Here is a 25,194-nt window from a genome sequence, read left to right as displayed (position 1 = left end):
GTCACCAGCTCCTTCAGTCGACCTCCAGCCGGAGAATCCTGTCGTCCCCGGGCCCGGGCGTCCCCCGGCCGTCGGTTTCGCTGGTCACCAGCCAGAGCCGCCCGCCGCCCCCCGCGAGGACCGTGCGCAGGCGTCCGTACTCCTCCGTGAGGAACGCCTGGGGGTCCCCCGAGCGTTCCGCGCCGGAGAGCGCGATCCGCCACAGCCGCTCGCCTCTGAGCCCGGCCATCCAGATCGCGCCCCGCGCGTACGCGATCCCGCTGGGGGAGGCCTCAGAGGTCGGCCACTGGGCCACCGGGTCCACGAACCCGGCCTTCCCGGCCCGCCCCTCGGCCTCCGGCCAGCCGTAGTTCTTCCCGGGCTCCACCAGATTCAGCTCGTCCCAGGTGTTCTGCCCGAACTCGGCCGCCCACAGGCGACCTTCGTCGTCCCAGGCGATGCCCTGCACATTGCGGTGCCCGTACGAATAGACCACCGAGCCGGGGAAGGGGTTGCCCGGCGCCGGCCGGCCCTCCGGTGTCATCCGGAGGATCTTCCCGCCGAGCGACTCCCGGTCCTGGGCCAGCCCGGTCCGGCCCGTCTCGCCCGTCCCCGCGTACAGCATCCGGTCCGGGCCGAACGCGATCCGTCCGCCGTTGTGCACGATCCCCTTCGGGATGCCGGTCAGCACCGGCTGCGGCGCGCCGAGCCGGTCGCCCTCCGCGCCGCCGTACTGCATGCGCACGATGCGGTTGTCCGACTCGGCGGTCAGATACGCGTACACCCAGCCGTCCCGCACGGCGAGGCCCATCAGACCGCCCTCACCGCCCGGCACCACCCCCGGCACCTCGCCGAGCGAGGTCTTCGCCCCGGTCCGTCCGTCGACCTTGGTGATCGTCCGCTCGTCACGCGAGGAGACCAGCAGATCCCCGTCGGGCAGCTCGGCGAGCCCCCAGGGCGACTTCAGCCCCTCGGCGAGCGTGCCCGTCACCGTCACCCGCCCGCCGGCGGCAGCGGTGGCGGACCCGGTCGGACTCGCCGGGGCGGTGGCCGACGCCGACGCCGACGCCGATGTCGGCGGAGCCGTACCCGGCCTGTCCTCCGTAGCTCCCGAGGAGCAGCCCGCCGCCAGAACCAGCACGGCGGCGCCCCACAGGGCCTTCACAACTGCAGGACGGCTCATGGCACGGTCCCCTTCGACGAGTCGAGCGGCATCCCTTCACCCTTGATACACCGCCCGGCGCGATCAGGTTCCCGACCGCCTGCGACAACCCGCGACCCCGCGATCCCTCAGCCCTTCAGCCCCTCGGTCCCTCGTCCCAGGACCCCCGGGCCGCCGGAAGCGCCGCGATCTCCGCCAGGTCCGCCGCCGTCAGCCGCAGACCGGCCGCACCGGCGTTCTCCACCGCCCAGCACTCCCGCTTCGCCCCCGGCACCGGCACGACGTGCCGCCCCCGGCCGAGCACCCAGGCGAGCGCCACCTGCGCCGGCGTGACCTCCGCCCCGTGCCGCGCGGCCACCCGCCGCAGACCCGCCACCAGCGGCTGGTTCGCCGCCATCATCTCCGCCGTGAACCGGGGGTGCCGGGCCCGCGGATCGTCCGGCTCGAAGCCGCCGCCCGGGGTCAGCGTCCCGGTCAGGAAGCCGTTCCCCAGCGGCATCGCCGCCAGGAAGCCGACACCCCGCGCCGCGCACCACGGCAGCAGCCGTACCAGCGCCTCCTGGGACCACACCGACAGCTCGGCCTCCACCGCCGCCACCGGGAACACCTGCTGGATCCGCTCCAGTTGGCGGATCGTTCCCTCATAGCCGTCACGGCTGACACCGGTCGCGCCCCGCCGCGCCGAGCGGCTGCCGACGGCGCAGAGCCCGAGCGCCCGCACCTTGCCGGCCGAGACCAGCTCGGCCATCGCTCCCCAGGTCTCCTCGACGGGTACCTCGGGGTCCGCCCGGTGCAGCTGGTACAGGTCGATCACATCGGTCTGGAGCCGTCGCAGCGAGGCGTCGCAGGCCCGACGGACGTACCCCGGCCTGCCGTTGGCGACCACGTGCCGGCGCTCGCCGCCGTCGCCGACGAGCAGTCCGCACTTCGTCGAGACGAAGGCGTCCGACCGTCGCTCCTTCAACACCCGTCCCACCAGCAGTTCGTTGGTGAACGGGCCGTACATGTCGGCGGTGTCGAGCAGGCTCACCCCGGCGTCAAGTGCCGCGTGCACGGTCCGCAGCGAGCGGTCACCCCGCTGTTCCGAACGGCTGTACGCCCAGCTCATCGGCATGCACCCCAGGCCGATCGCACCCACGTCGAGCGCCGTCGCCCCGATAGTCCTGCGCTCCACCTGCCGGTACCCCTCCCTGTGCCGTCCCCCAAAGTAACCAATGCCGCACGGGATTCTTCGCATAGCCTCCCGCTCATGAGATGCGAGAACACGACCGCTGACGTGTGGCTTCCGATTCCCGCGGACGAGATCGAAGATCTCCCCGAACCGGGCGCGTCGGGCCTGAACTACCGCTTCTGGGACGGCGGACCGGAGTTCCCGGCCGACCCGGCGCACTGCGCCTTCTACGTCGTCCCGTACATGAAGGGCTCCGAGATCGCCGTACGGCCGCTGGCCGCGATGACCTCGCTGCGGGTCGTGCAGACCCTGTCCGCGGGCATCGACCACGTCACCCCCGGCCTCGGCTCGCTGCGCCCGGGCGTCGCCGTCTGCAACGCGAAAGGCGTCCACGAGGCCAGCACCGCCGAGCTCACGCTCGCGCTGATCCTGGCCTCGTTGCGCGGCATCCCCGGCTTCGTGCGCGGGCAGGACGCCGAGGAGTGGCGGGCCGGCTTCTACCCGGCCCTCGCCGACAAGTCCGTCCTGATCGTCGGGTACGGGTCGATCGGCGCCGCCATCGAGGACCGGCTCGCGCCCTTCGAGTGCGCGCGGGTGTCGCGCGTCGCGCGCTCCGCGCGCACCACAGCGCGCGGCGAGGTCCACCCTCTGACGGAGCTGCCCGCGCTGCTTCCGGATGCCGATGTCGTCGTGCTCTCCACTCCGCTCACGCCCGCGACCAGGCATCTCGCCGACGCCGGGTTCCTCGGCCGGATGAAGGACGGGGCGCTCCTCGTGAACGTCGCCCGCGGGCCGGTCGTCGACACCGCGGCCCTGCTCAAGGAGGTCGAGACCGGCAGGATCACGGCGGCACTCGATGTCACGGACCCGGAACCGCTGCCGGCCGGGCATCCGTTGTGGCACGCTCCCGGTGTCCTGATCAGCCCCCACGTCGGAGGTTCCACTTCGGCCTTCATGCCGCGGGCGAAGCGGCTGATCGCGGGGCAGCTGCGGCGGTTCGCGGCGGGCGAGGAGCCGGCCAACGTCCTGCTCACCACCGGCTGAGCGGCCGTGATGGGCCGGTCGGGTGGTACGCGCCCCCGACACGCGCCGCCTGCAAGCCCCTGGTCCGTCACGGAGAGTACTGCGACCCTGTCCCTGAGTGACCGTCCTGGTGTATCGTCCCGGAGCGGGGGGACTGCGTCGAGTACGGGCTGACGCTGGGGAGCGAAGTGACGGGTCATCAGATTCCGAGGGGGGCGACGGGTGAGGCACGGCCGGAGGACCGACGATCCGACGCGGCGACGCCGCCGCCGGCGAGCCTTCCGCGCCTCGCCACCGGCCTCGCACGGTCCGTACCGGACCAGGCCGCGCCGCCCCGCGCGTCCCGGACCGCCGAGCCGCCGGACACCGGCCCGGAGGTCGGGCCGGACGCCGGTCCGGCTCCCGGGGCGGGCGCCGGACCGCACACCGGACCGGACCGCCGAGCCGAGCGCCGCGGTGCCGAACCACCGGGCACGGCCGCTCGCCCCGGCGACGCCCCGGCCCCGGCCACCCGCGCCGCCGCGGCGCACGGCGACCCCGTGCCGCATGGCGCCCACGCGGCACACGGCGCCCGCGCGCCTCATGGCGACTTCACGCCACACAGCGCCTGCGAGGCCTGCGGCACCGCCGCACCGGAGTCGACCGCCCCGGTCGGACGGAAGCCGGGTGCCGGACCGGAGCGGGCCGTCCCGGTCGTGCGGAGGCCGGGTGCGGCGCCGGGACCGATCGCCCCTGCCGTACGGAAGCCGGGTGCTCGACCGGAGTCGGTCGCCCCTGCCGTACGGAAGCCGGGCGGCGGACCGGGGCGGGCCGTCCCGGTCGTGCGGGACCCCGCCGGCCCCCACGACTGCGACGGGCACGCCCCCGGCGGCGCCGACGAGCCGCCGGCGCGCCCGCACGACGCGGCCGGGTGCGGTGGCGCGGCTCCGGAGGGACCGGTGAGCGCGCCGGGGGCGGTCCTCGCACGGCGCCCCGTCGGCGGCGGAGCCGACCCCGGACACCCGGGCCCCGGGCGCCCCGGCTTCGGCGCGCTCCTCGCCCAGATCGCCCTGGTGGTGATCTGCGCGGGCTACACGACCGGCGCCTCGCTCGGCTGGGGATCACCGGAACTCGCCCTCTTCATGGGCGACTTCGGGCTCAGCGCCGCCGCCCTCACGGCCGCGGTCTCCTGCTTCCTCTACGGGCGCGCCCACCGCGGCAGCGCCCGCCCCGCCTGGCTGCTCTTCGCGTTCTCCTCGTTCATGGCCTCCGCGGGCAACGCCGTATGGGGGTGGTACGAGGTCGTGCTCCGCACCGAGGTGCCCGACTCCTCCATCGCCGACCTCTTCTTCCTGCTCTTCGCCCCGCCGGCCATCGTCGGCCTGCTCGTCCTGGCCAAGAAACCCGTCACCCGGGCCGGCTGGGTCTGCCTCGCGCTCGACGCCTGGCTCATCGGGGGCTCGTTGCTCACCCTCTCGTGGAGCCTCGCCCTCGCCCGTACCGCACACTTCCAGAACGAGCCGGTCGCCCAGGCGGCACTGTCCCTCGCGTACCCCTTGCTCGACATCGTCCTGGTGAGCATGGTCCTGGTGCTGCACTTCCGGCGCTCGCAGGCGAACCGCTCGGCGACCAACACCGCGATCGCCGCCCTCGCCCTGACCGTGCTGTGCGACGCACTCTTCACCTCGCCGCTGCTGCGCGAGAACTACGCCTCGGGCCAGCTGCTCGACGCCGGCTGGTTCGCCGGCTCCCTGCTGCTCGCCTACGCGCCCTGGGGCGTGCGCCGCATCCCGGACAGCGTCCCCGCCACCGCGCGCGGGCCGCGGCTGCACAGCCGCCCGGTCGCCGGCTCGCTCGCCGCCCTCACGCCGTACCTCGCCGCCGCGGTCTGCACCCTCGGCATCCTGTACAACGTCGTGGAAGGGCGCAGGGTCGACCGCGTCGTCGTCCTCACCGGCTGCACGGTGGTCCTCGCCCTCGTCGTACGGCAGGGCATCATGCTCCTCGACAACATCGCCCTGACCCATGAACTGGCCCAGAAGGAGAACCACTTCAGGTCACTCGTGCAGGGGTCCAGCGATGTCATCATGATCGCCGCGCCGACCGGGGTGCTCCGTTACGTCAGCCCGGCCGCCTCCGGGGTGTACGGACGGGACGCCGAGGAGCTGATCGGCTCCGAGCTCGCCTCGCTCATCCATCCCGAGGACCTGGGCGCCGTCGTCCACGAGGTACGGCGCTTCCTGGCCGTCTCGCCCGCCGAGGAGCCCACCACCCGGATCGAGTGCCGCTTCCGCTCGGGCCGCGGTGACTGGCTGAACGTCGAGTCCACGGTCAACCGGCACCAGGGCGGGCTGATCTTCAACAGCCGGGACGTCACCGAACGCGTCCGGCTCCAGGCCCAGTTGCAGCACAACGCCGAGCACGACCCGCTCACCGACCTGCCCAACCGGGCGCTCTTCACCCGGCGGGTCCGGCAGGCCCTCAGCGGACGCCGTGCCTCCGACCCCGGCACCGCCGTGCTCTTCATCGACCTCGACGGCTTCAAGGGCGTCAACGACCGCCTCGGCCACCAGGCGGGCGACGACCTCCTCGTCCAGGCCGCCCGCCGCCTCCACGACTCCGTGCGCGCCGGGGACACCGCCGCCCGGCTCGGCGGCGACGAGTTCGCCGCCCTCATCCTCGGCGACGGCGGCCGCGACCAGGCGGCCCGCCAGAAACAGGTCCAGGAGATCGCCGACCGGCTGCGCCTCACCCTCTCCCGGCCCTACCGCGTCGACGGGGGCAACGAGGTGCGGGTCGCCGCCTCCATCGGCGTCGCCTTCGCCGAGCCCGGCATCGAGGCCGGCGAACTCCTGCGCAACGCCGACCTCGCCATGTACCGCGCCAAGGCGGCCGGCAAGGACCGCGTCGAGCTCTACGCGCCCCAGATGCAGGCCGAGGTGGTTCGCCGGACGGAACTGGCCGCCCGGCTGCGCACCGCCCTCCACGACGGCGAGTTCGCCCTGCTCCACCAGCCGGTCGTGGACCTCGCCACCGGCCGGATCTCCGCCGTCAGCGCCCAGGCGCGCTGGCGGTCGGCCCAGGGCATCCTCTTCACCCCCGCCGAGTACCTCCGGGTCACCGACGACAGCGAGCGCACCGCCGAGCTCGGCCGCTGGCTGCTCGAAGAGGCCGTCGAGCAGGCCGCCGAGCGGGCGGGAATCGGCCATCGCGCCCCCGTGTCCATCCGGCTCTCCGCGCGCCGGCTCCTGGACCGCTCGCTGCCGCTCGGCTCGATCGAGTCCCTGCTCACCCGGCACGGACTGCCGTCCGGTTCGCTGATCGTCGAACTCGCCGACAGCGACCCCCGGATCCCGCTCGACGAGCTGGAGCAGCGCCTGGTCACCCTGCGGCGCCTCGGGGTGCGGATCGCGCTCGACGGATTCGGCAGCGGACATGTCGCGATCAACGCCCTCCGCAGGCTTCCCGTCGACATACTGAAGCTGGACCGGGGACTCGTCGAGGGCGTCGTCGAATCGGCCCGGCTCCGCAAGATCACCCGCGGGGTGCTCCGTATCGCGGACGAGCTCGGCATGCAGACCGTCGCCGAGGGGGTCGACGTACCGGAGCAGGTCGTCGCCCTGCGGGCGATGGGCTGCAGCCACGCCCAGGGCATGGCCTTCTCGGGCCCGCTCGACGAGTACCGGCTGCGCAGGGCGCTCGTACGGGACGAGTACCCGCTGCCCGGAGCGGTCCCCGTCCGGGCCGGAAACCGTCCCCCGTTCCGCTCAAATAATGAGACGCCCGTCCCACCCACTTGACAGTGGTGAGGGCTGAGAGGGAGGGTCATTGCCATGCGCACCCGAATTCTCGTACTTGGAAAGCGCGTCGGCTGAAGCAGGGCCACGGCAGGCCCCGCTTGAAACGCACCCGACGCGCTCCCCTCGCTTGCCTCACGGCACGAGGGGTTTTTTGTTGCACTGGCTCACCCCCAAGTCGTCCCAAACCCTCGTAAAACCCTCTGCTTCGAGAAGAGATGCTGATGACCGACCAGGCCACCGGGCACCATCCGCAGCCGCGGCCCCGTAGCGGCGCTCAGGCCGCCACCGCCGTCGAGCACGTCACGGGCGCGCAGTCCCTCATCCGCTCTCTCGAAGAGGTGGGCGCGGACACCATCTTCGGTCTCCCCGGTGGCTGCATCCTCCCGGCCTACGACCCGCTGATGGACTCGAAGAAGGTGCGCCACATCCTGGTCCGCCACGAGCAGGGCGCGGGCCACGCGGCCACCGGCTACGCCCAGGCGACCGGCAAGGTCGGCGTCTGTATGGCGACCTCGGGACCCGGTGCGACCAACCTCGTCACCCCGATCGCCGACGCGCACATGGACTCGGTGCCGCTCGTCGCGATCACCGGCCAGGTCGCCTCGAAGGCGATCGGCACGGACGCCTTCCAGGAGGCGGACATCTGCGGCATCACGATGCCGATCACCAAGCACAACTTCCTGGTCACCAAGGCCGACGACATCCCGCGGACGATCGCCGAGGCCTTCCACATCGCCTCCACCGGCCGCCCCGGCCCGGTCCTGGTCGACATCTCCAAGGACGCCCTGCAGGCGAAGACCACCTTCAGCTGGCCGCCGCAGACCGACCTGCCCGGATACCGCCCGGTGACCAAGCCGCACGCCAAGCAGATCCGCGAGGCCGCCAAGCTGATCAGCGCGGCCAAGCGCCCCGTCCTGTACGTCGGCGGCGGCGTCATCAAGGCCGGTGCCACCGCCGAGCTGAAGATCCTCGCCGAGCTCACCGGCGCCCCGGTCACCACCACCCTGATGGCGCTCGGCGCCTTCCCCGACAGCCACCCGCTGCACGTGGGCATGCCGGGCATGCACGGCGCGGTCACCGCCGTCACCGCGCTGCAGAAGTCCGACCTGATCGTCGCCCTCGGCGCCCGCTTCGACGACCGCGTCACCGGCAAGCTCGACAGCTTCGCCCCGTACGCCAAGATCGTCCACGCGGACATCGACCCGGCCGAGATCGGCAAGAACCGCACCGCCGACGTGCCGATCGTCGGTGACGCCCGCGAGGTCATCGCCGACCTGGTCCAGGCCGTCCAGGCCGAGCACAGCGAGGGCAACAAGGGCGACTACACCGCCTGGTGGAGCGACCTGAACCGCTGGCGCGAGACCTACCCGCTCGGCTACGACCTGCCGGACGACGGCAGCCTCTCGCCGCAGCAGGTCATCCAGCGCATCGGCGAGCTCACTCCCGACGACACGATCTTCGCCGCGGGCGTCGGCCAGCACCAGATGTGGGCCGCCCACTTCATCGAGTACGAGCGTCCGGCCACCTGGCTGAACTCCGGCGGCCTCGGGACGATGGGGTACGCGGTCCCCGCCGCGATGGGCGCCAAGGCCGGCATGCCCGACCGCCCGGTCTGGGCGATCGACGGCGACGGCTGCTTCCAGATGACCAACCAGGAGCTCACCACCTGCGCCCTGAACAACATCCCGATCAAGGTCGCCATCATCAACAACGGCGCCCTCGGGATGGTCCGCCAGTGGCAGACCCTCTTCTACAACCAGCGCTACTCGAACACCGTCCTGCACTCCGGCCCGGACGACGTCCAGGCGAACAAGGGCACCCGCGTCCCCGACTTCGTCAAGCTGTCCGAGGCCATGGGCTGTGTCGCCCTGCGCTGTGAGGACCCGGCCGACCTGGACAAGGTCATCGCCGAGGCCAACGCCATCAACGACCGTCCCGTCGTCATCGACTTCATCGTCCACGAGGACGCCCAGGTCTGGCCGATGGTCGCCGCCGGCACCTCGAACGACGAGGTCATGGCCGCCCGGGGCGTCCGCCCCGACTTCGGCGACGGCGAAGACGACTGAAGCGCGGAACGAAGCAGAGCGAAAAGGAAGAGACCCAGACCATGTCCACCAAGCACACGCTCTCCGTTCTCGTCGAGAACACGCCGGGCATCCTCGCCCGGATCGCCGCCCTGTTCTCGCGCCGCGGCTTCAACATCGACTCGCTCGCCGTCGGCATCACCGAGCACCCCGACATCTCCCGCATCACCATCGTGGTCAATGTCGAGGACCTGCCCCTGGAGCAGGTGACCAAGCAGCTCAACAAGCTGGTCAACGTCCTGAAGATCGTCGAACTCGAGCCCAGCGCTGCGATCCAGCGCGAGCTCGTCCTGGTGAAGGTCCGCGCAGACAACGAGACCCGCTCCCAGATCGTCGAGATCGTCCAGCTGTTCCGCGCCAAGACCGTGGACGTCTCGCCCGAGGCGGTCACCATCGAGGCCACCGGTTCGAGTGACAAGCTCGACGCGATGCTCAAGATGCTGGAGCAGTTCGGCGTCAAGGAGCTCGTGCAGTCCGGCACGATCGCCATAGGGCGTGGTTCCCGGTCCATCACGGACCGGTCCCTCCGGGCCCTCGACCGCAGCGCCTGAGAATCATCGCCTCAGAGTCATCGGAGGTCGACCGGCGGTCCATCCGCCGGTCCGACTGACGAGACCCGAAAACTTTCCTCCCGCTCCCCGCCGTACGGTGGGACGCAACACCAGCACCTCAAGGAGATACCCAGTGGCCGAGCTGTTCTACGACGACGACGCCGACCTGTCCATCATCCAGGGCCGCAAGGTCGCGGTGATCGGATACGGCAGCCAGGGCCACGCCCACGCGCTGTCGCTCCGTGACTCCGGTGTCGACGTCCGCGTCGGTCTGCAGGAGGGCTCGAAGTCCAAGGCCAAGGCCGAGGAGCAGGGCCTGCGCGTGGTCTCCGTCGCCGAGGCCGCCGCCGAGGCCGACCTCATCATGATCCTGACCCCGGACCCGATCCAGGCCCAGGTCTACGAGGAGTCCATCAAGGACAACCTGAAGGAGGGCGACGCGCTCTTCTTCGGCCACGGTCTGAACGTCCGCTACGGCTTCATCAAGCTGCCCGAGGGCGTCGACGTCGCCCTGGTCGCCCCGAAGGGCCCGGGCCACCTGGTCCGTCGTCAGTACGAGGAGGGCCGCGGCGTCCCGTGCATCGCGGCCGTCGAGCAGGACGCGACCGGCAACGCCTTCGCGCTGGCGCTCTCGTACGCCAAGGGCATCGGCGGCACCCGCGCCGGCGTCATCAAGACGACCTTCACCGAGGAGACCGAGACCGACCTCTTCGGCGAGCAGGCCGTCCTCTGCGGTGGCACCGCGGCGCTGGTCAAGGCGGGCTTCGAGACCCTGACCGAGGCCGGCTACCAGCCGGAGATCGCGTACTTCGAGTGCCTCCACGAGCTGAAGCTCATCGTCGACCTCATGTACGAGGGCGGCCTGGAGAAGATGCGCTGGTCGGTCTCCGAGACCGCCGAGTGGGGCGACTACGTCACCGGCCCGCGGATCATCACGGACGCCACCAAGGCCGAGATGAAGAAGGTCCTCGCGGAGATCCAGGACGGCACCTTCGCCAAGGAGTGGATGGCCGAGTACCACGGCGGTCTGAAGAAGTACAACGAGTACAAGACCCAGGACGAGAACCACCTCCTGGAGACCACCGGCAAGGAGCTGCGCAAGCTCATGAGCTGGGTGAACGACGAGGAGGCGTAAGCCTTCGGGGCAGGGGCCGGACGGTGTGTCCGGCCCCTGTCCACATCGTTGGACACCCCGTCCAACCACGGACGGGTGATCCTTCCATCGAGGCGCATGATCGGCCCCGACGCACCACTACACTGCTCAACAACATTCGCGTTCAGGCCCACAGCGTCGTGCGCTTTCACGCGGCAAGCCCCCTCCACCGCCTGCGGCCGTCGGGACGGCCGTCCGCACTGGATCTGTGAGGACTCACGTGAGCTCGAAACCCGTCGTACTCATCGCTGAAGAGCTGTCGCCCGCCACCGTCGACGCCCTGGGCCCGGACTTCGAGATCCGGCACTGCAACGGCGCGGACCGCGCCGAACTGCTGCCCGCCATCGCCGACGTGGACGCGATCCTGGTCCGTTCCGCGACCAAGGTCGACGCCGAGGCCATCGCCGCCGCCGGCAAGCTGCGGGTCGTCGCCCGCGCCGGTGTCGGTCTGGACAACGTGGACGTCTCCGCCGCCACCAAGGCCGGCGTCATGGTCGTCAACGCCCCGACGTCGAACATCGTCACCGCCGCGGAGCTCGCCTGCGGTCTGCTGGTCGCCACCGCGCGCAACATCCCGCAGGCCAACACCGCGCTGAAGAACGGCGAGTGGAAGCGCTCCAAGTACACGGGCGTCGAGCTGAGCGAGAAGACCCTCGGCGTCGTCGGCCTCGGCCGCATCGGCGTCCTGGTCGCCCAGCGCATGTCGGCCTTCGGGATGAAGATCGTCGCGTACGACCCCTACGTGCAGCCCGCCCGCGCCGCCCAGATGGGGGTGAAGCTGCTGGCCCTGGACGAGCTCCTGGAGGTCGCGGACTTCATCACCGTCCACCTGCCGAAGACCCCCGAGACCCTCGGTCTCATCGGCGACGAGGCACTGCACAAGGTCAAGCCCTCGGTCCGGATCGTCAACGCCGCTCGCGGCGGGATCGTCGACGAGGCGGCGCTGTACTCGGCGCTCAAGGAGGGCCGGGTCGCCGGCGCCGGCCTCGACGTGTACGCGAAGGAGCCCTGCACGGACTCCCCGCTCTTCGAGCTCGACCAGGTCGTCTGCACCCCGCACCTCGGCGCGTCCACGGACGAGGCCCAGGAGAAGGCCGGCATCGCCGTCGCCCGCTCGGTGCGCCTGGCGCTCGCCGGTGAGCTCGTGCCGGACGCGGTCAACGTCCAGGGCGGTGTCATCGCCGAGGACGTCAAGCCGGGTCTGCCGCTCGCCGAGAAGCTCGGCCGGATCTTCACCGCCCTCGCGGGCGAGGTCGCGGCCCGTCTCGACGTCGAGGTGTACGGCGAGATCACCCAGCACGATGTGAAGGTGCTCGAACTCTCCGCGCTCAAGGGCGTGTTCGAGGACGTGGTCGACGAGACCGTGTCGTACGTCAACGCCCCGCTGTTCGCGCAGGAGCGCGGTGTCGAAGTGCGTCTGACGACGAGCTCCGAGTCGCCCGACCACCGCAACGTGGTCACCGTGCGCGGCACCCTCTCCAGCGGCGAGGAGGTCGCGGTCTCCGGCACGCTGGCCGGCCCCAAGCACCTCCAGAAGATCGTCGCCGTCGGTGACTACGACGTGGACGTGGCGCTCGCCGACCACATGGTCGTGCTGCGCTACGAGGACCGTCCGGGTGTCGTCGGCACCGTCGGCCGGATCCTCGGCGAGGCCGGTCTGAACATCGCGGGCATGCAGGTGGCGCGCGCGGAGGAGGGCGGCGAGGCGCTCGTCGTCCTCACCGTGGACGACACGGTCCCGGCTCCGGTGCTCGCGGAGATCGCGGAGGAGATCGGTGCCGCCTCGGCCCGCTCCGTCAACCTGATCTGACGCCCCACCTCGTACGACCTCGTACCCGGCCGATAGACACTCGTCTTACACAAGCGTCTATCGGCCGGGTACAGTGCTGTCATGGGACACAAGGAAGACCTGCTCGAAGGCGCCAAGCGCTGCCTCCTGGAGAAGGGGTACGGGCGGACCACGGCCCGCGACATCGTCGCCGCCTCCGGCACCAACCTCGCCTCCATCGGCTACCACTACGGCTCCAAGGAGGCCCTGCTCCAGCAGGCCTTCCTCGCCGTCACCGAGGATTGGGGCGAGGCGGTCGGTCCCGTGGGCAGCGGCGAGGCGAAGCGGGAGCTGCCGGCCGACCCGTACCAGCGCTTCCACGTCGTCTGGGAGCAGATCATCGCCGCGGCCGGGCCCAGCCGGCCCGTCTGGAAGCTCCAGACCGAGATCGTCACCCGGCTCGACGGCGACGAGAAGCTGCGCGAGGCGATCAAGGAGCCGCAGCGCGAGGGCCGGCTCAGCATGGCCGAGGGCTTCCTCGGCATCGACCCGGAGGCGGAGCCGGAGAAGGCCAGGGTGGCCGGACTGCTCTGCCAGGCCCTCGTGGCCGGCGTGATGATCCAGTGGATGGTCGACCCGGACACCGCGCCGACGGCGGACGACCTCACGGAGGGGCTCAAGGTCCTCATGCGGGAGCAGGGCTGACGTCACGTCAGGGGTACCGGGAGCCCGGGGAGGGCCCCGGGCGGGCGCCGTCCATCATGCGGGCCGTCGATTGACCGTCTTGCGGCACTCGGGCTATGTTGCGCGCCATGCACCGTTCCGCGCTTCTCACGACACGAGGTCACGTCGACCTGAAGCGTGTGTGCTCCGCCGCATGTCCGTAGCTCCGCGAGCGTACGACGGAGACCGCGCGGCCCCCTGACACCCCGAGAGCGTCCGGGGGTGGACCCGCGGCCCGTCGGCGCACGCCGAGAGCGGCTCCCGCCCGGGAGCTTCGCGCGTCCGCCCGCCTCCGGAACGGCCCCCGCCCGTCCGGCTCCTCCGGTCCGCCGCCCCTCCCCGCCGCCGCACCCGGCGGGACGGGCGGCCGCACCCCGCGCGGCGGCGGTACGCACCACCGCAACGGACCCGAAGAAGGCCCTCGTGGACAGAACGCGCATGTCCTCCTCCCGCCCCGTCCCGCCGCGCCGTGCCGACATCCCCTCCGTGTCCGTCCCGCCGCGCCGCGCCGCCAGCACCGGCGCCGTCCTGGGGGCGATCCTCGACCACGGACCGGTCGCCCGCAGCACGATCGCCCGCCTCACCGGTCTCTCGCCCGCCTCGGTCACCGGCCACTGCGGCGCCCTGATCGGCCGGGGGCTCGTCAAGGAGGGCCCGGAGACGGCGGGTCCGCGCGGCCTCGGCCGCCCCCACATCCCTGTCGAGATCGACACCGCGCGCTATCTCCTCGCCGGCGCGCACGTCGCCGTCACCCACACCACGCTCGCCCTCATGGACCTCCGTGGACGCCTCGTCGCCGAGGAACGCCTCCCGCACACCGGCACCGAACCCGCCGAGGTGCTCGACCGGGTGGCCGAGGGGCTGCCCCGGATGCTCGCCGGGCAGGGCTCCGGCCGGACCGCGCTCGCGCTCGGCGTCGCCACCGGCCACTGGGTCGACCCGGCCGCCGGGGTCGTCGTCCACCATCCGCAACTGGGCTGGCGGGACGTCCCGGTACGGGAGGTGCTCGCGAAGGCCACCGGGCTCCCCGTCCACGTGGACAGCCACGCCCGCGCTCTCGCCCGCGCCGAGCAGCTCGTCGGCGTCGCCTCGACCCGGGCCAGCGCGGTGGTGCTCTTCGTCGGCAACGTGGTGGACGCGGCCTTCGTCTCCTCCGGCGCGGTGCACCAGGGACCGCGGTTCGGCGCGGGCAACATCGCCCATCTGCCGGTGGGGACGGGCGACGCCGGCACGACCTGCGAGTGCGGCGTCCCCGGCTGCCTCCAGTCCGAGGTGGCGGAGCCCGCGATGCTGCGCCGGGCCGCCCGGCAGGGGCTGTACGCCGAGACGTTCCCCGAGCTGTTGCGGCGGGCGGTGGACGGGGACGAGGTGGCGGTCTCGGTGTTCCGCCGACGGGCCCGGTTCGTCGGCCGGGCCGCGGCCGTCCTCCTCGACATGTTCGACCCCGAGGTGCTCGTCGTGGTCGAACCGAGCGCCGGCCGACTGGCGCCCTGCCTGGCCGAGTTGCGCGCCACCACGGCCGAACGGTCGCTGGTCTGCGACGACCCCGAGCGCTCCGTCGTGCCGAGCAGCTTCACCGGCCGGGTCCTGGCCGTGGCGGGAACGGCCGTCGCCCTCGGCGCCCTGCACGACGATCCGCTCGGCCCCTGGCCGGCGCTGCCCGCGGTGTCCTGACGGCGGCGGCACCCACCCCGTACCCCGGGCGTCCCTCGGTGTCCTGACGCCGGGGGCGCCCGCCCGTACTCCCGGCGAATACCGACTTAATTCAGAAAGTTGCATTGTTGACCCGCTCGGATCGCGAACGGGAAGATGTATTCATGAGCAGCCCGCAGAGGACCCGACGCCACGTGCCGCATTCGGCGCGCGTCCGTCGTTCCTGTCGTCCCTGCCGCTGCTGTTGATCCGAGCGGTATTCCCGGCTCCCGGTCCCGCTTTCCTGTTCCACGCGTGCCCTTTTCCGTACGCGTGACGTTCCGGCCCTTCCGTCGCCGTGCCCGCATGCCGCCCCGTCCCGCTTCGGCGTGCCGTCCTCCGCCCTGTCCGTCCCTCTCCGTCGCCCGGGGGAAACATGTCCGTCTCCTTGTCCTCGCATCCCGCGGCCGGTCTCGAACCCGGCCTCTTCAAGCAGGCGTTCCGCGCCTATCCGGCCGGCGTCGTGGTCGTCACCGCGGACGCCGGATCCGGCCCCGTCGGCTTCACCGCCACCTCGCTCACCTCCCTCTCCCTCGAACCGCCGCTCCTCTCCTTCGGCATCGCGACCCGCTCCTCCTCCTGGCCGCACATCCGGCGCGCCACGTCCGCGGTCGTCAACTTCCTCGGCGCCGAACAGGAGGCGCTGGCCAGACGCTTCGCCACCAGCGGGATCGACAGGTTCGCCCGGCCCACCGGCTGGCGGCGGCTCGACCAGGGCGACCCCGTCCTCGACGGGGTCACCGGCTGGCTGCGCGTCGACATCGAGCAGCTCGTCCCCGCCGGCGACCACCGCATCGTCATCGGCCGCGTCGTGGACGCCTGGCAGGACGCGAACCGGCGCCCGCTGCTCTTCCACGACGGCGGCTACCACTCCCTCTGACCCCTCGCCCGCGCACCGCACCCGACAGGAACTCCCCATGCCCTCCTTCCCGCACCCGCCACCGTCCCCCGCCCTCGGGCGGAGAGGCTTCCTCGCCCTCGCGTCCGGCGCCGTCCTCGCCGCCGCCGGATGCGCGCCCCAGACCCGTAACGCCGCCCATTCCGTACCGCTGAAGGAACTGCCCACCGGGCCGCCGCCCGCCGGTACCTCGCTGACCGTCGCCGTCCGCAGTTCGCGCATTCAATTCGCCGAATCAGGCATCGGAAAGAAACTCCCCTTCACCGTCTCCGAGTGGCCCAATCTGAGCGCGGGACCCGACATCATCCAGGGATTCCGGGCCCGCTCCATCGACCTGGCCAGCAATGCCGGAATTCCGCCGATCCAGGCCCAGGCCATCGGCGTGGAGGCCCGTATCGTCGCCGTACAGGTACGCAGGCAGCCCTCGTACGTCTTCGCCACCTCGCCGGGCTCGGCCGTCCGGAGCGTCGCGGACTTCCGCGGCAAGAAGATCGCCTTCTCGCAGGGGCAGGCACAGGGCGTGGTCGTCCTGCGGGCCCTCAAACAGGCCGGGATAGCCCACGGCGACGTCGATCTCGTCGAACTGCCGAGCACCCAGTTCCTCACCGCCCTGCAGTCCAAGCAGGTCGACGCGGCGCCGCTCGGCGAGCCGACGCTCACCAAGTACCTGTCCCAGTACGCCGGGGACGGCGCCCGCCGGGTGCCCACCGACGTCATCGACCTGCTGACCGTCCTCTGGGCCCCGATCGAGGTGCTGAACGACCCGGCGAAGGCCGCGGCCGTCCGCGCCTTCGTCCCGCTGTGGGCCCAGGGCGTGGTGTGGGCGTGGGAGAACACCGACCGCTGGATCGACGCCTACTACGTCAAGGACCAGGGCGTGAAGGAGGCCGACGGCCGCCGCATCGTCGCCTCCCTCGCCACACCGCAGTTCCCCGTCTCCTGGGACAAGGCCATCGCCTGGGAGCAGGAGACCGCCGACCTGCTGACCGAGGGCGGGTTCGTGCCGAAGGTGGACGCCGCCTCGCTGTTCGACCGGCGCTTCGAGGGCCTCGCGTCCGGGGCCGTGGCCGCCCAGTACCGGGAGGGATCATGAGCGACTCCCTGACCGATGTCCGCACCCGCGTCCCGGCGGGCGTCGCGGCCTCGCCGAGGGAGCCGCACGGTACGAAGTCCCCCGAGGCCCGGAAGCCGCCCGCCGCGACCCCCGCCACCGTCCTGGTGTCCCGCTCCGGCATCCAGCGGCGGCGCCGCCTCGGCCCCGGCCGGAGCGTGCCCTTCGGGCGGCTCCTCGGCCCCGTGCTCGTGGTCGCCCTCTGGTGGGCCGCCTCGGCGGCCGGGTATCTCGACCCGCGCATCCTCTCCGGCCCCGGCGCGGTCGTCTCCACGGCCGTCGAGCTGATCGCCGACGGGCGGCTCCAGGGCAATGTGCTGGTCTCCCTGCAGCGCGCCGGGCTCGGTCTGCTGCTCGGGGTCGCCTCGGGTGTGCTGCTCGCCGTGATCGCCGGACTCAGCCGCACCGGCGAGTACCTCGTCGACGGGCCGCTCCAGATCAAGCGGGCCATTCCGTCCCTCGCGATGCTGCCGCTGCTGATCCTCTGGCTCGGCATCGGCGAGCAGATGAAGATCACCGTCATCGCCCTGGGTGTCGCCGTGATCGTCTACATCAACACCTACGCATCGCTGACCAGCATCGACAGCCGTCATGTGGAACTCGCCGAGGTGCTGGAGCTGCGCCGCCGGCAGTTCCTGAGCAAGGTCGTCCTGCCCGGCTCGCTGCCCGGCTTCTTCGTGGGGCTCCGGCTCGGCGTCACCTCGTCCTGGCTGGGACTGATCGTGGTCGAGCAGGTCAACGCCACCAGCGGCATCGGCTACATGATGTTCCAGGCCCAGCAGTACGCCCAGTCGGACGTGATCATCGTCGGTCTGGTGGCCTACGGCACCTTCGGTTTCGCCTCCGACGCCCTCGTCCGCGCCGTCGAGAGGAGGGCCCTGTCATGGCGACGCACGCTGGCGGGCTGACGAAGGACCACGACGAGACCGCGCAGGACGCACAGCCCCGCGAAGTCGGCGCCCCCGGCGCACCACCCGCCGTACGGGCCGGGCGCCTGGTCCGCCGCTTCGGCGACCGGGTCGTCCTCAAGGAGATCGATCTCGCCCTGGCGGCCGGGGAGTTCACCGCTCTCCTCGGCCGCAGCGGCTCCGGCAAGTCCACGCTCCTGCGCGCCGTGGCCGGCCTCGACCACGACGTCGAGGGCTCGGGAGAGCTGCTCGTCCCCGAGCGGGTCTCGCTCTCCTTCCAGGACTCCCGGCTGCTGCCGTGGCTGCGGGTCCTCGACAACGTGACCCTGGGACTGCGCGGGCCCGGAGCCCGCGCACGCGGTCTGACCGCGCTCGCCGAGGTGGGCCTCGCCGGCCGCGAGCGGTCCTGGCCGCACGAGCTGTCCGGCGGCGAACAGCAGCGGGCGGCGCTCGCCCGCGCCCTCGTACGCGATCCCGAACTGCTGCTCGCCGACGAGCCGTTCGGCGCGCTCGACGCGCTGACCCGGATCAAGATGCACGACCTGCTCCGCGAACTGTACGAACGCCACCGCCCCGCGGTCCTCCTCGTCACCCACGACGTCGACGAGGCCGTCGAACTCGCCGACCGGGTCCTCGTCCTCGACGAGGGGGAGATCTCCGTCGATCTCGCCATCGACCTCCCCACCCCGCGCGACCGGCGCGATCCGCGCTTCCAGCAGTACCGCGACGCCCTGCTCGCCGCGCTCGGCGTGCACTCCGCACCGCTCGCCCCCGCACCCCGTCCGGAGGACCACCCCCATGCCGCACACGTCTGACCGCCCCGCCCGCAAGCCCCTCCACCTCAACGCCTTCCTCATGTCGGTCGGCCACCACGAGGCGGCCTGGCGCCTCCCCGAGAGCCCCGCCGACGGCGGCACCGGCATCGCGCACCACCAGAACCTCGCCCGCATCGCCGAACGCGGCCTGCTCGACTCGGTCTTCCTCGCGGACAGCCCCGTCCAGCAGGGCGACCCCGGGCGCCGGCCCGTCAGCAAGCTGGAGCCGACCGTGCTCCTCACCGCCCTGGCCGCCGTCACCTCGCACATCGGGCTGATCGCGACCGCCTCCACCAGCTACAACGAACCCTTCAACCTGGCCCGCCGCTTCAACTCGCTCGACCACGTGTCGAACGGGCGGGCCGGCTGGAACATCGTCACCACCGCGGGAGCGGACGCGGCCCGCAACTTCGGCCTCGACGACACCCCGCTGCACCGCGAGCGCTACCGGCGCGCGGCCGAGTTCGTCGACGTGGCCACCAAGCTGTGGGACAGCTGGGCCGACGACGCGGTGGTCGCGGACAAGGAGGGCGGGATCCACGCCCGCGCCGACCGGGTCCGGCGCATCGGCCACCGGGGCGAGTTCTTCCGGGTGGAGGGGCCGCTGAACGTCGAGCGCTCCCCGCAGGGCTACCCGCTCCTGGTGCAGGCCGGGTCGAGCGAGGACGGCAAGGACTTCGCCGCCCGCTACGCAGAGGCGGTCTTCACCGCCCAGCAGACCCTGGAGGAGGGCATCGCCTTCTACAAGGACGTCAAGCAGCGGGCGCTCGCGCTCGGCCGCGACCCCGCCGGCATCAAGATCCTCCCCGGCATCGTCCCGGTCATCGGCGACACCGAGGCAGAGGCCCGCGAGCTGGACGCCGAACTCGACCGGCTCATCGTGCCGGAGTACGCCAAGCGCCAGCTGGCCCTGCGGCTGAAGATCGCGCCCGAGGACCTCGACCTGGACGCCGAACTGCCCGAGGACATCCCGACCGAGGACGACATCGAGGGCGCGAAGAGCCGCTACACGCTGATCGTGGAGCTGGCCCGCCGCGAACGGCTCACCGTGCGCCAGCTGATCGGACGCCTCGGCGGCGGCCGCGGGCACCGGACGTTCGCCGGGACGCCCGAGCAGATCGCCGACACCATCGAGCACTGGTACGTCAGCGGCGCGGCCGACGGCTTCAACATCATGCCGGCCGTCCTGCCCTCGGGCCTCGAAGCCTTCGTCGACCGGGTGGTGCCGCTGCTCCAGGAGCGCGGCCTGTTCCGCACCGAGTACACCGGCACCACCCTGCGCGACCACTACGGCCTTCCCCGGCCCGCCAACCGGCTGTTCGACGGCGCCGGGAGCGACGGCGCCGGGAGCGACGGCGGCGAGGCGCCCGGCGGCCACCTCGGCATCGGTCTGGTCGAATCCCGGTGAGCGACTGTCCCACGCACGAGGGCGCCCCGGCCGCCGCACCGCCCGCACCCACCGGGGCGGGCGGGGCCGGGCGTCCGGAGGCGGCGCGGCCCGGCTGGGCGCGCCGCCTCGGCGGGTACGCGCTCCGCCGCCGCACCGACCTCCTGCTCGCCTTCGGCGCCGCGGCCGTCGCCGCCGTCGCCACCGCCTCGCTGCCCCTCGTCCTCCGCCACGTCGTCGACGGCGTCTCGGGCTCCGCCACCACGTCCCTGGCCCCCTGGATCCTGCTGCTCACCGGCATCGGCGCGGTGCGCTTCGGCGGGAGCTTCGTCCGCCGCTACTGCTCCGGCCGGCTCTCCCTCGGCGTCCAGTACGACCTGCGCAACGACGCCTTCGCCGCGCTCCTCCGGCTCGACGGCGCGCAACAGGACGACCTGCGCACCGGCCAGGTGGTGAGCCGCTCCATCTCCGACATCACCCTGATCCAGACGCTGCTGCAGTTCCTGCCCAACATGACCGGCAACGCCCTGATGTTCTGCGTCTCGCTGGTCCTCATGGCCTGGCTCTCGCCGCTGCTCACCGTCGTCGCCCTGGTCGTCGGCCCGCTCCTGTGGCTGATCGCGCTGCGCGGCCGACGCACCCTCTTCCCCGCCAACTGGCACGCCCAGCAGGAGGCGGCCGAGGTCGCCTCCGCCGTCGAGTCCACGGTCACCGGGGTCCGTATCGTCAAGGGCTTCGGCCAGGAGCGGCGCGAACTGGAGGGACTCGAACGCCGGGTCCGGGGACTGTTCGCCTCGCGGCTGCGCGTCGTCGCCTTCACCAGCCGCTACAACCCGGCCCTCCAGGCCGTGCCCGCGCTCGGGCAGGTGGCGGTCCTGGTCCTCGGCGGCTGGCTGGCGCTCGACGGCCGGGTCTCGCTGGGCACGTTCCTCGCCTTCACCGCGTACCTCGGCTCGTTCGTCACCCCGGTCCGGCAGGTCGCGACCCTGCTCACCGTCTGGCAGCAGGCGAGGGCGGGCGCGGAGCGCGTCTTCGAGGTGATCGACGAGACGCCGGGGATCACCGACCCGCCGGTGGCAAGAGACCCGCGGGTGGCAGGAGACGCGCCGGGGGACGCTCCTCCCGCCGCCCTCCCCGCGCTCGCCTGGGACGACGTGACCTTCACCCACGGAGCCGGCGAGCCCCTGCTGCGCGGATTCAGCCTGGACGTGCGCCCGGGGGAGACCCTCGCGCTCATCGGCCCCGCGGGCTGCGGCAAGTCCACCGCCGTCGCCCTGCTGCCCCGCTTCTACGACACGGCGGCGGGCACGGTCCGGGTCGACGGGCACGACGTCCGCGACCTCACCCTGGCCGGTCTGCGCTCCCGTATCGGCTTCGTCTTCGAGGAGAGCCTGCTGCTCTCCGACACCGTGCGGGCCAACATCGCGTACGGCCGCCCGGACGCCGGTGACGAGGAGATCCGGGCGGCCGCCCGCCTCGCGTGCGCCGACGCGTTCGTCGAGCGGCTGCCCGACGGCTACGACACCCTCGTGGGGGAACAGGGGCTCACGCTCTCCGGCGGCCAGCGCCAGCGGATCGCCCTCGCCCGCGCCCTGCTCGGCGACCCCGCGGTCCTGGTGCTCGACGACGCCACCTCCGCGATCGACGCCCGCGTCGAGGCCGACATCCACGCGTCCCTGCGCGAGGCCGGGCGCCGGCGCACCACCGTGCTCGTCGCCCACCGCGAGTCGACGCTGGAACTGGCCGACCGGATCGCGGTCATGGACGGCGGCCGGATCGTGGACACCGGCACCCTGGCCGAACTGCGCTCCCGCTCGGCCCTGTTCCGCTCGCTCCTGGCCGCCGACGGGGAGGAGGGCCGGCAGGCGGAGGCCCCGGCCCCGGCGCGGGGCGTCACCGAGGAGCTGTGGCGGCGCCCCGCGGCCTCCGCGCGCGTCCACGACGAGTCCACGGCCGTACGGGCCGCCAACGCGCTCGCCGAGGCCGCGGCCACCGCAGGGCCGGGCCGCGGCGGACCGGGGGGAGGGGTCCTCGGCTCCGCACCGCCGACCCCCGAACTCCTCGCCGCGCTCGAACGGCTCCCGCTGCCCGAGGACGACCCCCGGGTGCCGCTGGAGCAGGCGGTCTCCGCCGACCCCCGGTTCCACCTCGGCACCCTCCTGAAGCCGTTCCGGCTGTCGCTCCTCGCCGGCCTGCTCCTGGTTGCCGTGGACGCCCTCGCGCAGATCGCCGTGCCCGTCCTCGTACGCCACGGGGTGGACGGCGGCGTCGCCCACCAGGCGAGGGGAGTCCTCCTCGCGGCCTCGGCCGCGGCCGCCCTCGTCGTCGGGCTGAACTGGCTCGTCGGCGTCGCCCAGGTCCGCACCACCGGACGCACCGGCGAGCGGCTCCTCTACACCCTGCGGATCAAGACCTACGCCCAGTTGCAGCGGCTCGGCCTCGACTACTACGAGGGAGAGCTCGGCGGCCGCATCATGACCCGGATGACCACCGACGTGGACGCCCTGTCCACGTTCCTGCAGACCGGACTGATCACCGCGGTCGTCAGCCTCCTCACCGTCCTCGGCGTCCTGGCCGCGCTCCTCGTCATCGACGCCGGCCTCGCGCTCGTCCTGCTCGCCGCGCTGCCGCCGCTCATCGGCGCGACCGTCGTGTTCCGGCACTACTCGGTCCCCGCCTACCTGGAGGCGAGGGAACGGATCAGTACGGTCAACGCCTGCCTCCAGGAGAACGTGGGCATGCTGCGCGTCACCCAGGCGTTCCGGCGCGAGGCGCACAACGCCGCCCACTTCGCCGCCCTCGCCTGGTCGTTCCGCGACTCACGGCTGCGCGCCCAGCGCTACATGGGCACCTTCTTCCCCTTCGTGGAGTTCCTCGGCACGCTCTCCACCGCCGCGGTCCTCGCCGTCGGCGCGGGGCAGGTGCGCTCCGGGGAGCTGACGGCGGGGACGCTGATCGCCTTCCTGCTCTACGTCGAACTCTTCTTCTCGCCCATCCAGCAGCTCTCCCAGGTCTTCGACGGCTACCAGCAGGCGGTCGTCGGGATGAGCCGGCTGCGCGCCCTGATGCGCACCCCCGTCGCCACGCCCCTGGCGGCGGCGCCGCGCCGGGTGACCTCGCTGCGCGGCGAGATCGAGTTCGACGACGTGTCGTTCCACTACGCGGGCGGCCGGGAACGGGACGTGCTCCACGGCGTCCGGCTGCGGGTCGAGCCCGGCGAGACCGTCGCGCTCGTGGGCACCACCGGCGCGGGCAAGTCCACCGTCGTCAAGCTCCTGGCCCGGTTCTACGACCCGGCGGCCGGAGCCGTCCGGGTGGACGGGCACGACCTGCGCGAGCTCGACCTGACCGGCTACCGCCGCAGGCTCGGCATCGTTCCGCAGGAGCCGCACCTGTTCGGCGTCACCGTCCGCGACGCCATCGCCTACGGCCGCCCGGACGCCACCGACGCCGAGGTGGAGGCCGCCGCCCGGGCGGTCGGCGCCCACGACACGGTGGCCGCCCTGCCGGCCGGCTATCTGACCCCCGTGGGGGAGCGGGGCCACGGCCTCTCGGCCGGGCAGCGCCAGCTGCTCGCCCTCGCCCGGGCCGAACTCATCGACCCCGACGTCCTGCTCCTCGACGAGGCCACCGCCTCGCTCGACCTCGCCACCGAGCGGCGCGTGGCCGCCGCCGTGGACGCGCTCAGCCGCCGTCGTACGACGCTCGTCGTCGCGCACCGGCTCACCACGGCCGCGCGCGCCGACCGGGTCGTCGTCCTGGAGGCGGGCACCGTCGTGGAGAGCGGCACGCACGCCCAGCTCCTCGCGTCCCCGGGGCCGTACCGCCGTCTCTGGGACGCCTACCGGCAGGGCACCACCACCACCACGACCGCCACGACCACCACCCCGTCCGCCCACGCGGCGGCGGAGCACCACGACCGACTCGTACAAGGGAGTGCACGATGACCACCGAACACCGACTGCTGGGCCGCACCGGCGTCAGGGTGAGCCCGCTGTGCCTGGGCACGATGATGTTCGGCGCCCGCGGCAACACCGACCACGCCGACAGCGTCCGCATCATCCACAAGGCCCTGGACTCCGGCATCAACTTCGTCGACACCGCCGACGTGTACTCGGCGGGGGAGTCGGAGACGATCGTCGGCAAGGCCCTCGCGGGCGGCCGCCGGGACAATGTCGTCCTGGCCACCAAGTTCCACGGCAGCCTCGGCGAGGACACCAACGAGCGCGGCAACAGCCGGCGCTGGATCGTCCGCGAGGTCGAGAACAGCCTGCGCCGCCTCGGCACCGACTGGATCGACCTCTACCAGGTGCACCGGCCCGAGCCGGAGACCGACTTCGACGAGACGCTCGGCGCCCTGACCGACCTCGTCCGCCAGGGCAAGATCCGCTACATCGGCACCTCCACCTTCGAGCCCTCCGCCATCGTCGAGGGACAGTGGACCGCCGAGCGCCGGGGCCGCGAGCGGGTCGTCGCCGAACAGCCGCCGTACTCCCTGCTCGCCCGGGGCATCGAGCGGGAGGTGCTGCCCGTCGCCCAGCGCTACGGCCTCGGGGTCCTCACCTGGAGCCCGCTGGCGGGCGGCTGGCTCTCGGGCCGCTACCGCAAGGGCGCGGAGCAGCCGCGGTCCAGCCGGATCGACCGCCAGGCCGCCCGCTTCGACATCGCCGACCCGGAGAACGCGGCCAAGCTCGACGCCGCCGAGGCGCTGGCCCAGCTCGCCGACGAGGCCGGACTGACCCTCGTCCAGCTCGCGCTCGCCTTCGTCCTGGAGCACCCCGCCGTCACCTCGGCGATCATCGGGCCCCGGACCTTCGAGCAGCTGGAGGCACAGCTCGGCGCCGACCGGATCCGGCTGAGCCGGGACGTCCTCGACCGGATCGACAAGATCGTGCCGCCGGGCACGAACCTGTCGGCCCGGGACGGCGGATACGTGCCGCCCGCGCTGGCGGAGCCGGAGCTGCGCCGCCGCCCGCGTCCCTGACGGCCC

Annotated in this window: 17 protein-coding genes; 15 read left to right on the top strand and 2 right to left on the bottom strand. The window is 72.7% G+C overall.

The genetic code is table 11. From position 1 onward, the window contains the following. Positions 1-13: 13 nt before the first annotated feature. Positions 14-1,162: a PQQ-dependent sugar dehydrogenase gene (locus tag ACIP8Z_RS32155; RefSeq protein WP_402089709.1), complete on the bottom strand. Its 1,149-nt coding sequence runs from the start codon at positions 1,160-1,162 to the stop codon at positions 14-16. Between the two features lie 115 nt (positions 1,163-1,277). After that, complete coding sequence (locus ACIP8Z_RS32150; protein WP_402089707.1) at positions 1,278-2,315, bottom strand: aldo/keto reductase; 1,038 nt, start codon at positions 2,313-2,315, stop codon at positions 1,278-1,280. 75 nt (positions 2,316-2,390) lie between these two features. Between ACIP8Z_RS32150 and ACIP8Z_RS32145 the strand changes: the two genes are divergently transcribed. From ACIP8Z_RS32145 to ACIP8Z_RS32075, 15 genes are all read left to right on the top strand, one after another. Then, entirely contained in the window at positions 2,391-3,356 is a 966-nt protein-coding gene (locus ACIP8Z_RS32145; protein WP_402089705.1) for a 2-hydroxyacid dehydrogenase, read from the top strand. Between the two features lie 917 nt (positions 3,357-4,273). Beyond that, the gene (locus tag ACIP8Z_RS32140) at positions 4,274-7,114 is read left to right on the top strand and encodes a putative bifunctional diguanylate cyclase/phosphodiesterase (RefSeq protein WP_402089738.1); all 2,841 of its coding nucleotides are present in this window, start codon (positions 4,274-4,276) and stop codon (positions 7,112-7,114) included. A gap of 215 nt (positions 7,115-7,329) precedes the next feature. Next, on the top strand, positions 7,330-9,180 hold the full coding sequence (locus ACIP8Z_RS32135; RefSeq protein WP_319319638.1) for an acetolactate synthase large subunit: 1,851 nt from the start codon (positions 7,330-7,332) through the stop codon (positions 9,178-9,180). 41 nt (positions 9,181-9,221) lie between these two features. Next, positions 9,222-9,749, top strand: coding sequence for an acetolactate synthase small subunit (gene ilvN / locus ACIP8Z_RS32130; protein ID WP_030216183.1), 528 nt, complete (start codon positions 9,222-9,224; stop codon positions 9,747-9,749). A 133-nt stretch (positions 9,750-9,882) separates the two neighbouring features. After that, complete coding sequence (gene ilvC / locus ACIP8Z_RS32125; protein ID WP_402089702.1) at positions 9,883-10,884, top strand: ketol-acid reductoisomerase; 1,002 nt, start codon at positions 9,883-9,885, stop codon at positions 10,882-10,884. A gap of 238 nt (positions 10,885-11,122) precedes the next feature. After that, positions 11,123-12,712 carry a phosphoglycerate dehydrogenase gene (gene serA, locus ACIP8Z_RS32120; RefSeq protein WP_402089700.1) on the top strand — a complete coding sequence of 530 codons (1,590 nt, stop codon included), beginning with the start codon at positions 11,123-11,125 and terminating at the stop codon, positions 12,710-12,712. 81 nt (positions 12,713-12,793) lie between these two features. Next, positions 12,794-13,375, top strand: a complete 582-nt coding sequence (locus tag ACIP8Z_RS32115; protein ID WP_402089698.1) for a TetR/AcrR family transcriptional regulator — start codon at positions 12,794-12,796, stop codon at positions 13,373-13,375. A 441-nt stretch (positions 13,376-13,816) separates the two neighbouring features. Continuing rightward, positions 13,817-15,067, top strand: coding sequence for an ROK family protein (locus ACIP8Z_RS32110; RefSeq protein ID WP_402089696.1), 1,251 nt, complete (start codon positions 13,817-13,819; stop codon positions 15,065-15,067). A 394-nt stretch (positions 15,068-15,461) separates the two neighbouring features. Continuing rightward, on the top strand, positions 15,462-15,965 hold the full coding sequence (locus tag ACIP8Z_RS32105) for a flavin reductase family protein (protein ID WP_402089694.1): 504 nt from the start codon (positions 15,462-15,464) through the stop codon (positions 15,963-15,965). A gap of 37 nt (positions 15,966-16,002) precedes the next feature. After that, positions 16,003-17,076, top strand: a complete 1,074-nt coding sequence (locus tag ACIP8Z_RS32100; RefSeq protein WP_402089692.1) for an ABC transporter substrate-binding protein — start codon at positions 16,003-16,005, stop codon at positions 17,074-17,076. Continuing rightward, complete coding sequence (locus ACIP8Z_RS32095; RefSeq protein WP_402089691.1) at positions 17,073-18,002, top strand: ABC transporter permease; 930 nt, start codon at positions 17,073-17,075, stop codon at positions 18,000-18,002. Before ACIP8Z_RS32100 ends, ACIP8Z_RS32095 begins: the two co-directional genes overlap by 4 nt. Beyond that, positions 17,978-18,817: an ABC transporter ATP-binding protein gene (locus tag ACIP8Z_RS32090; protein WP_402089689.1), complete on the top strand. Its 840-nt coding sequence runs from the start codon at positions 17,978-17,980 to the stop codon at positions 18,815-18,817. Before ACIP8Z_RS32095 ends, ACIP8Z_RS32090 begins: the two co-directional genes overlap by 25 nt. Further along, positions 18,801-20,225 (top strand): LLM class flavin-dependent oxidoreductase, encoded by a 1,425-nt coding sequence (locus ACIP8Z_RS32085; protein WP_402089687.1) that lies wholly within the window; start codon positions 18,801-18,803, stop codon positions 20,223-20,225. Before ACIP8Z_RS32090 ends, ACIP8Z_RS32085 begins: the two co-directional genes overlap by 17 nt. Next, on the top strand, positions 20,222-24,151 hold the full coding sequence (locus tag ACIP8Z_RS32080) for an ABC transporter ATP-binding protein (protein ID WP_402089685.1): 3,930 nt from the start codon (positions 20,222-20,224) through the stop codon (positions 24,149-24,151). Before ACIP8Z_RS32085 ends, ACIP8Z_RS32080 begins: the two co-directional genes overlap by 4 nt. Further along, complete coding sequence (locus ACIP8Z_RS32075; RefSeq protein ID WP_402089683.1) at positions 24,148-25,188, top strand: aldo/keto reductase; 1,041 nt, start codon at positions 24,148-24,150, stop codon at positions 25,186-25,188. Before ACIP8Z_RS32080 ends, ACIP8Z_RS32075 begins: the two co-directional genes overlap by 4 nt. The last annotated feature ends 6 nt before the right edge of the window (positions 25,189-25,194 follow it).

It is taken from the genome of Streptomyces sp. NPDC088553, from assembly GCF_044752965.1.
Taxonomy (GTDB): domain Bacteria; phylum Actinomycetota; class Actinomycetes; order Streptomycetales; family Streptomycetaceae; genus Streptomyces.
Note: the sequence above shows the minus strand (reverse complement) of the source record. Positions and strands in the feature narration are given on the sequence as shown.

Bases quoted from the DNA above. Each gene is read 5' to 3' on its own strand.
- ilvN (WP_030216183.1), top strand. From the start codon at position 9,222: ATGTCCACCAAGCACACGCTCTCCGTTCTCGTCGAGAACACGCCGGGC.
- ACIP8Z_RS32115 (WP_402089698.1), top strand. From the start codon at position 12,794: ATGGGACACAAGGAAGACCTGCTCGAAGGCGCCAAGCGCTGCCTCCTG.
- ACIP8Z_RS32095 (WP_402089691.1), top strand. From the start codon at position 17,073: ATGAGCGACTCCCTGACCGATGTCCGCACCCGCGTCCCGGCGGGCGTC.
- ACIP8Z_RS32090 (WP_402089689.1), top strand. From the start codon at position 17,978: ATGGCGACGCACGCTGGCGGGCTGACGAAGGACCACGACGAGACCGCG.
- ACIP8Z_RS32155 (WP_402089709.1), bottom strand. From the start codon at position 1,162: ATGAGCCGTCCTGCAGTTGTGAAGGCCCTGTGGGGCGCCGCCGTGCTG.
- ACIP8Z_RS32145 (WP_402089705.1), top strand. From the start codon at position 2,391: ATGAGATGCGAGAACACGACCGCTGACGTGTGGCTTCCGATTCCCGCG.
- ACIP8Z_RS32075 (WP_402089683.1), top strand. From the start codon at position 24,148: ATGACCACCGAACACCGACTGCTGGGCCGCACCGGCGTCAGGGTGAGC.
- ACIP8Z_RS32100 (WP_402089692.1), top strand. From the start codon at position 16,003: ATGCCCTCCTTCCCGCACCCGCCACCGTCCCCCGCCCTCGGGCGGAGA.
- ACIP8Z_RS32085 (WP_402089687.1), top strand. From the start codon at position 18,801: ATGCCGCACACGTCTGACCGCCCCGCCCGCAAGCCCCTCCACCTCAAC.
- ACIP8Z_RS32135 (WP_319319638.1), top strand. From the start codon at position 7,330: ATGCTGATGACCGACCAGGCCACCGGGCACCATCCGCAGCCGCGGCCC.
- ACIP8Z_RS32105 (WP_402089694.1), top strand. From the start codon at position 15,462: ATGTCCGTCTCCTTGTCCTCGCATCCCGCGGCCGGTCTCGAACCCGGC.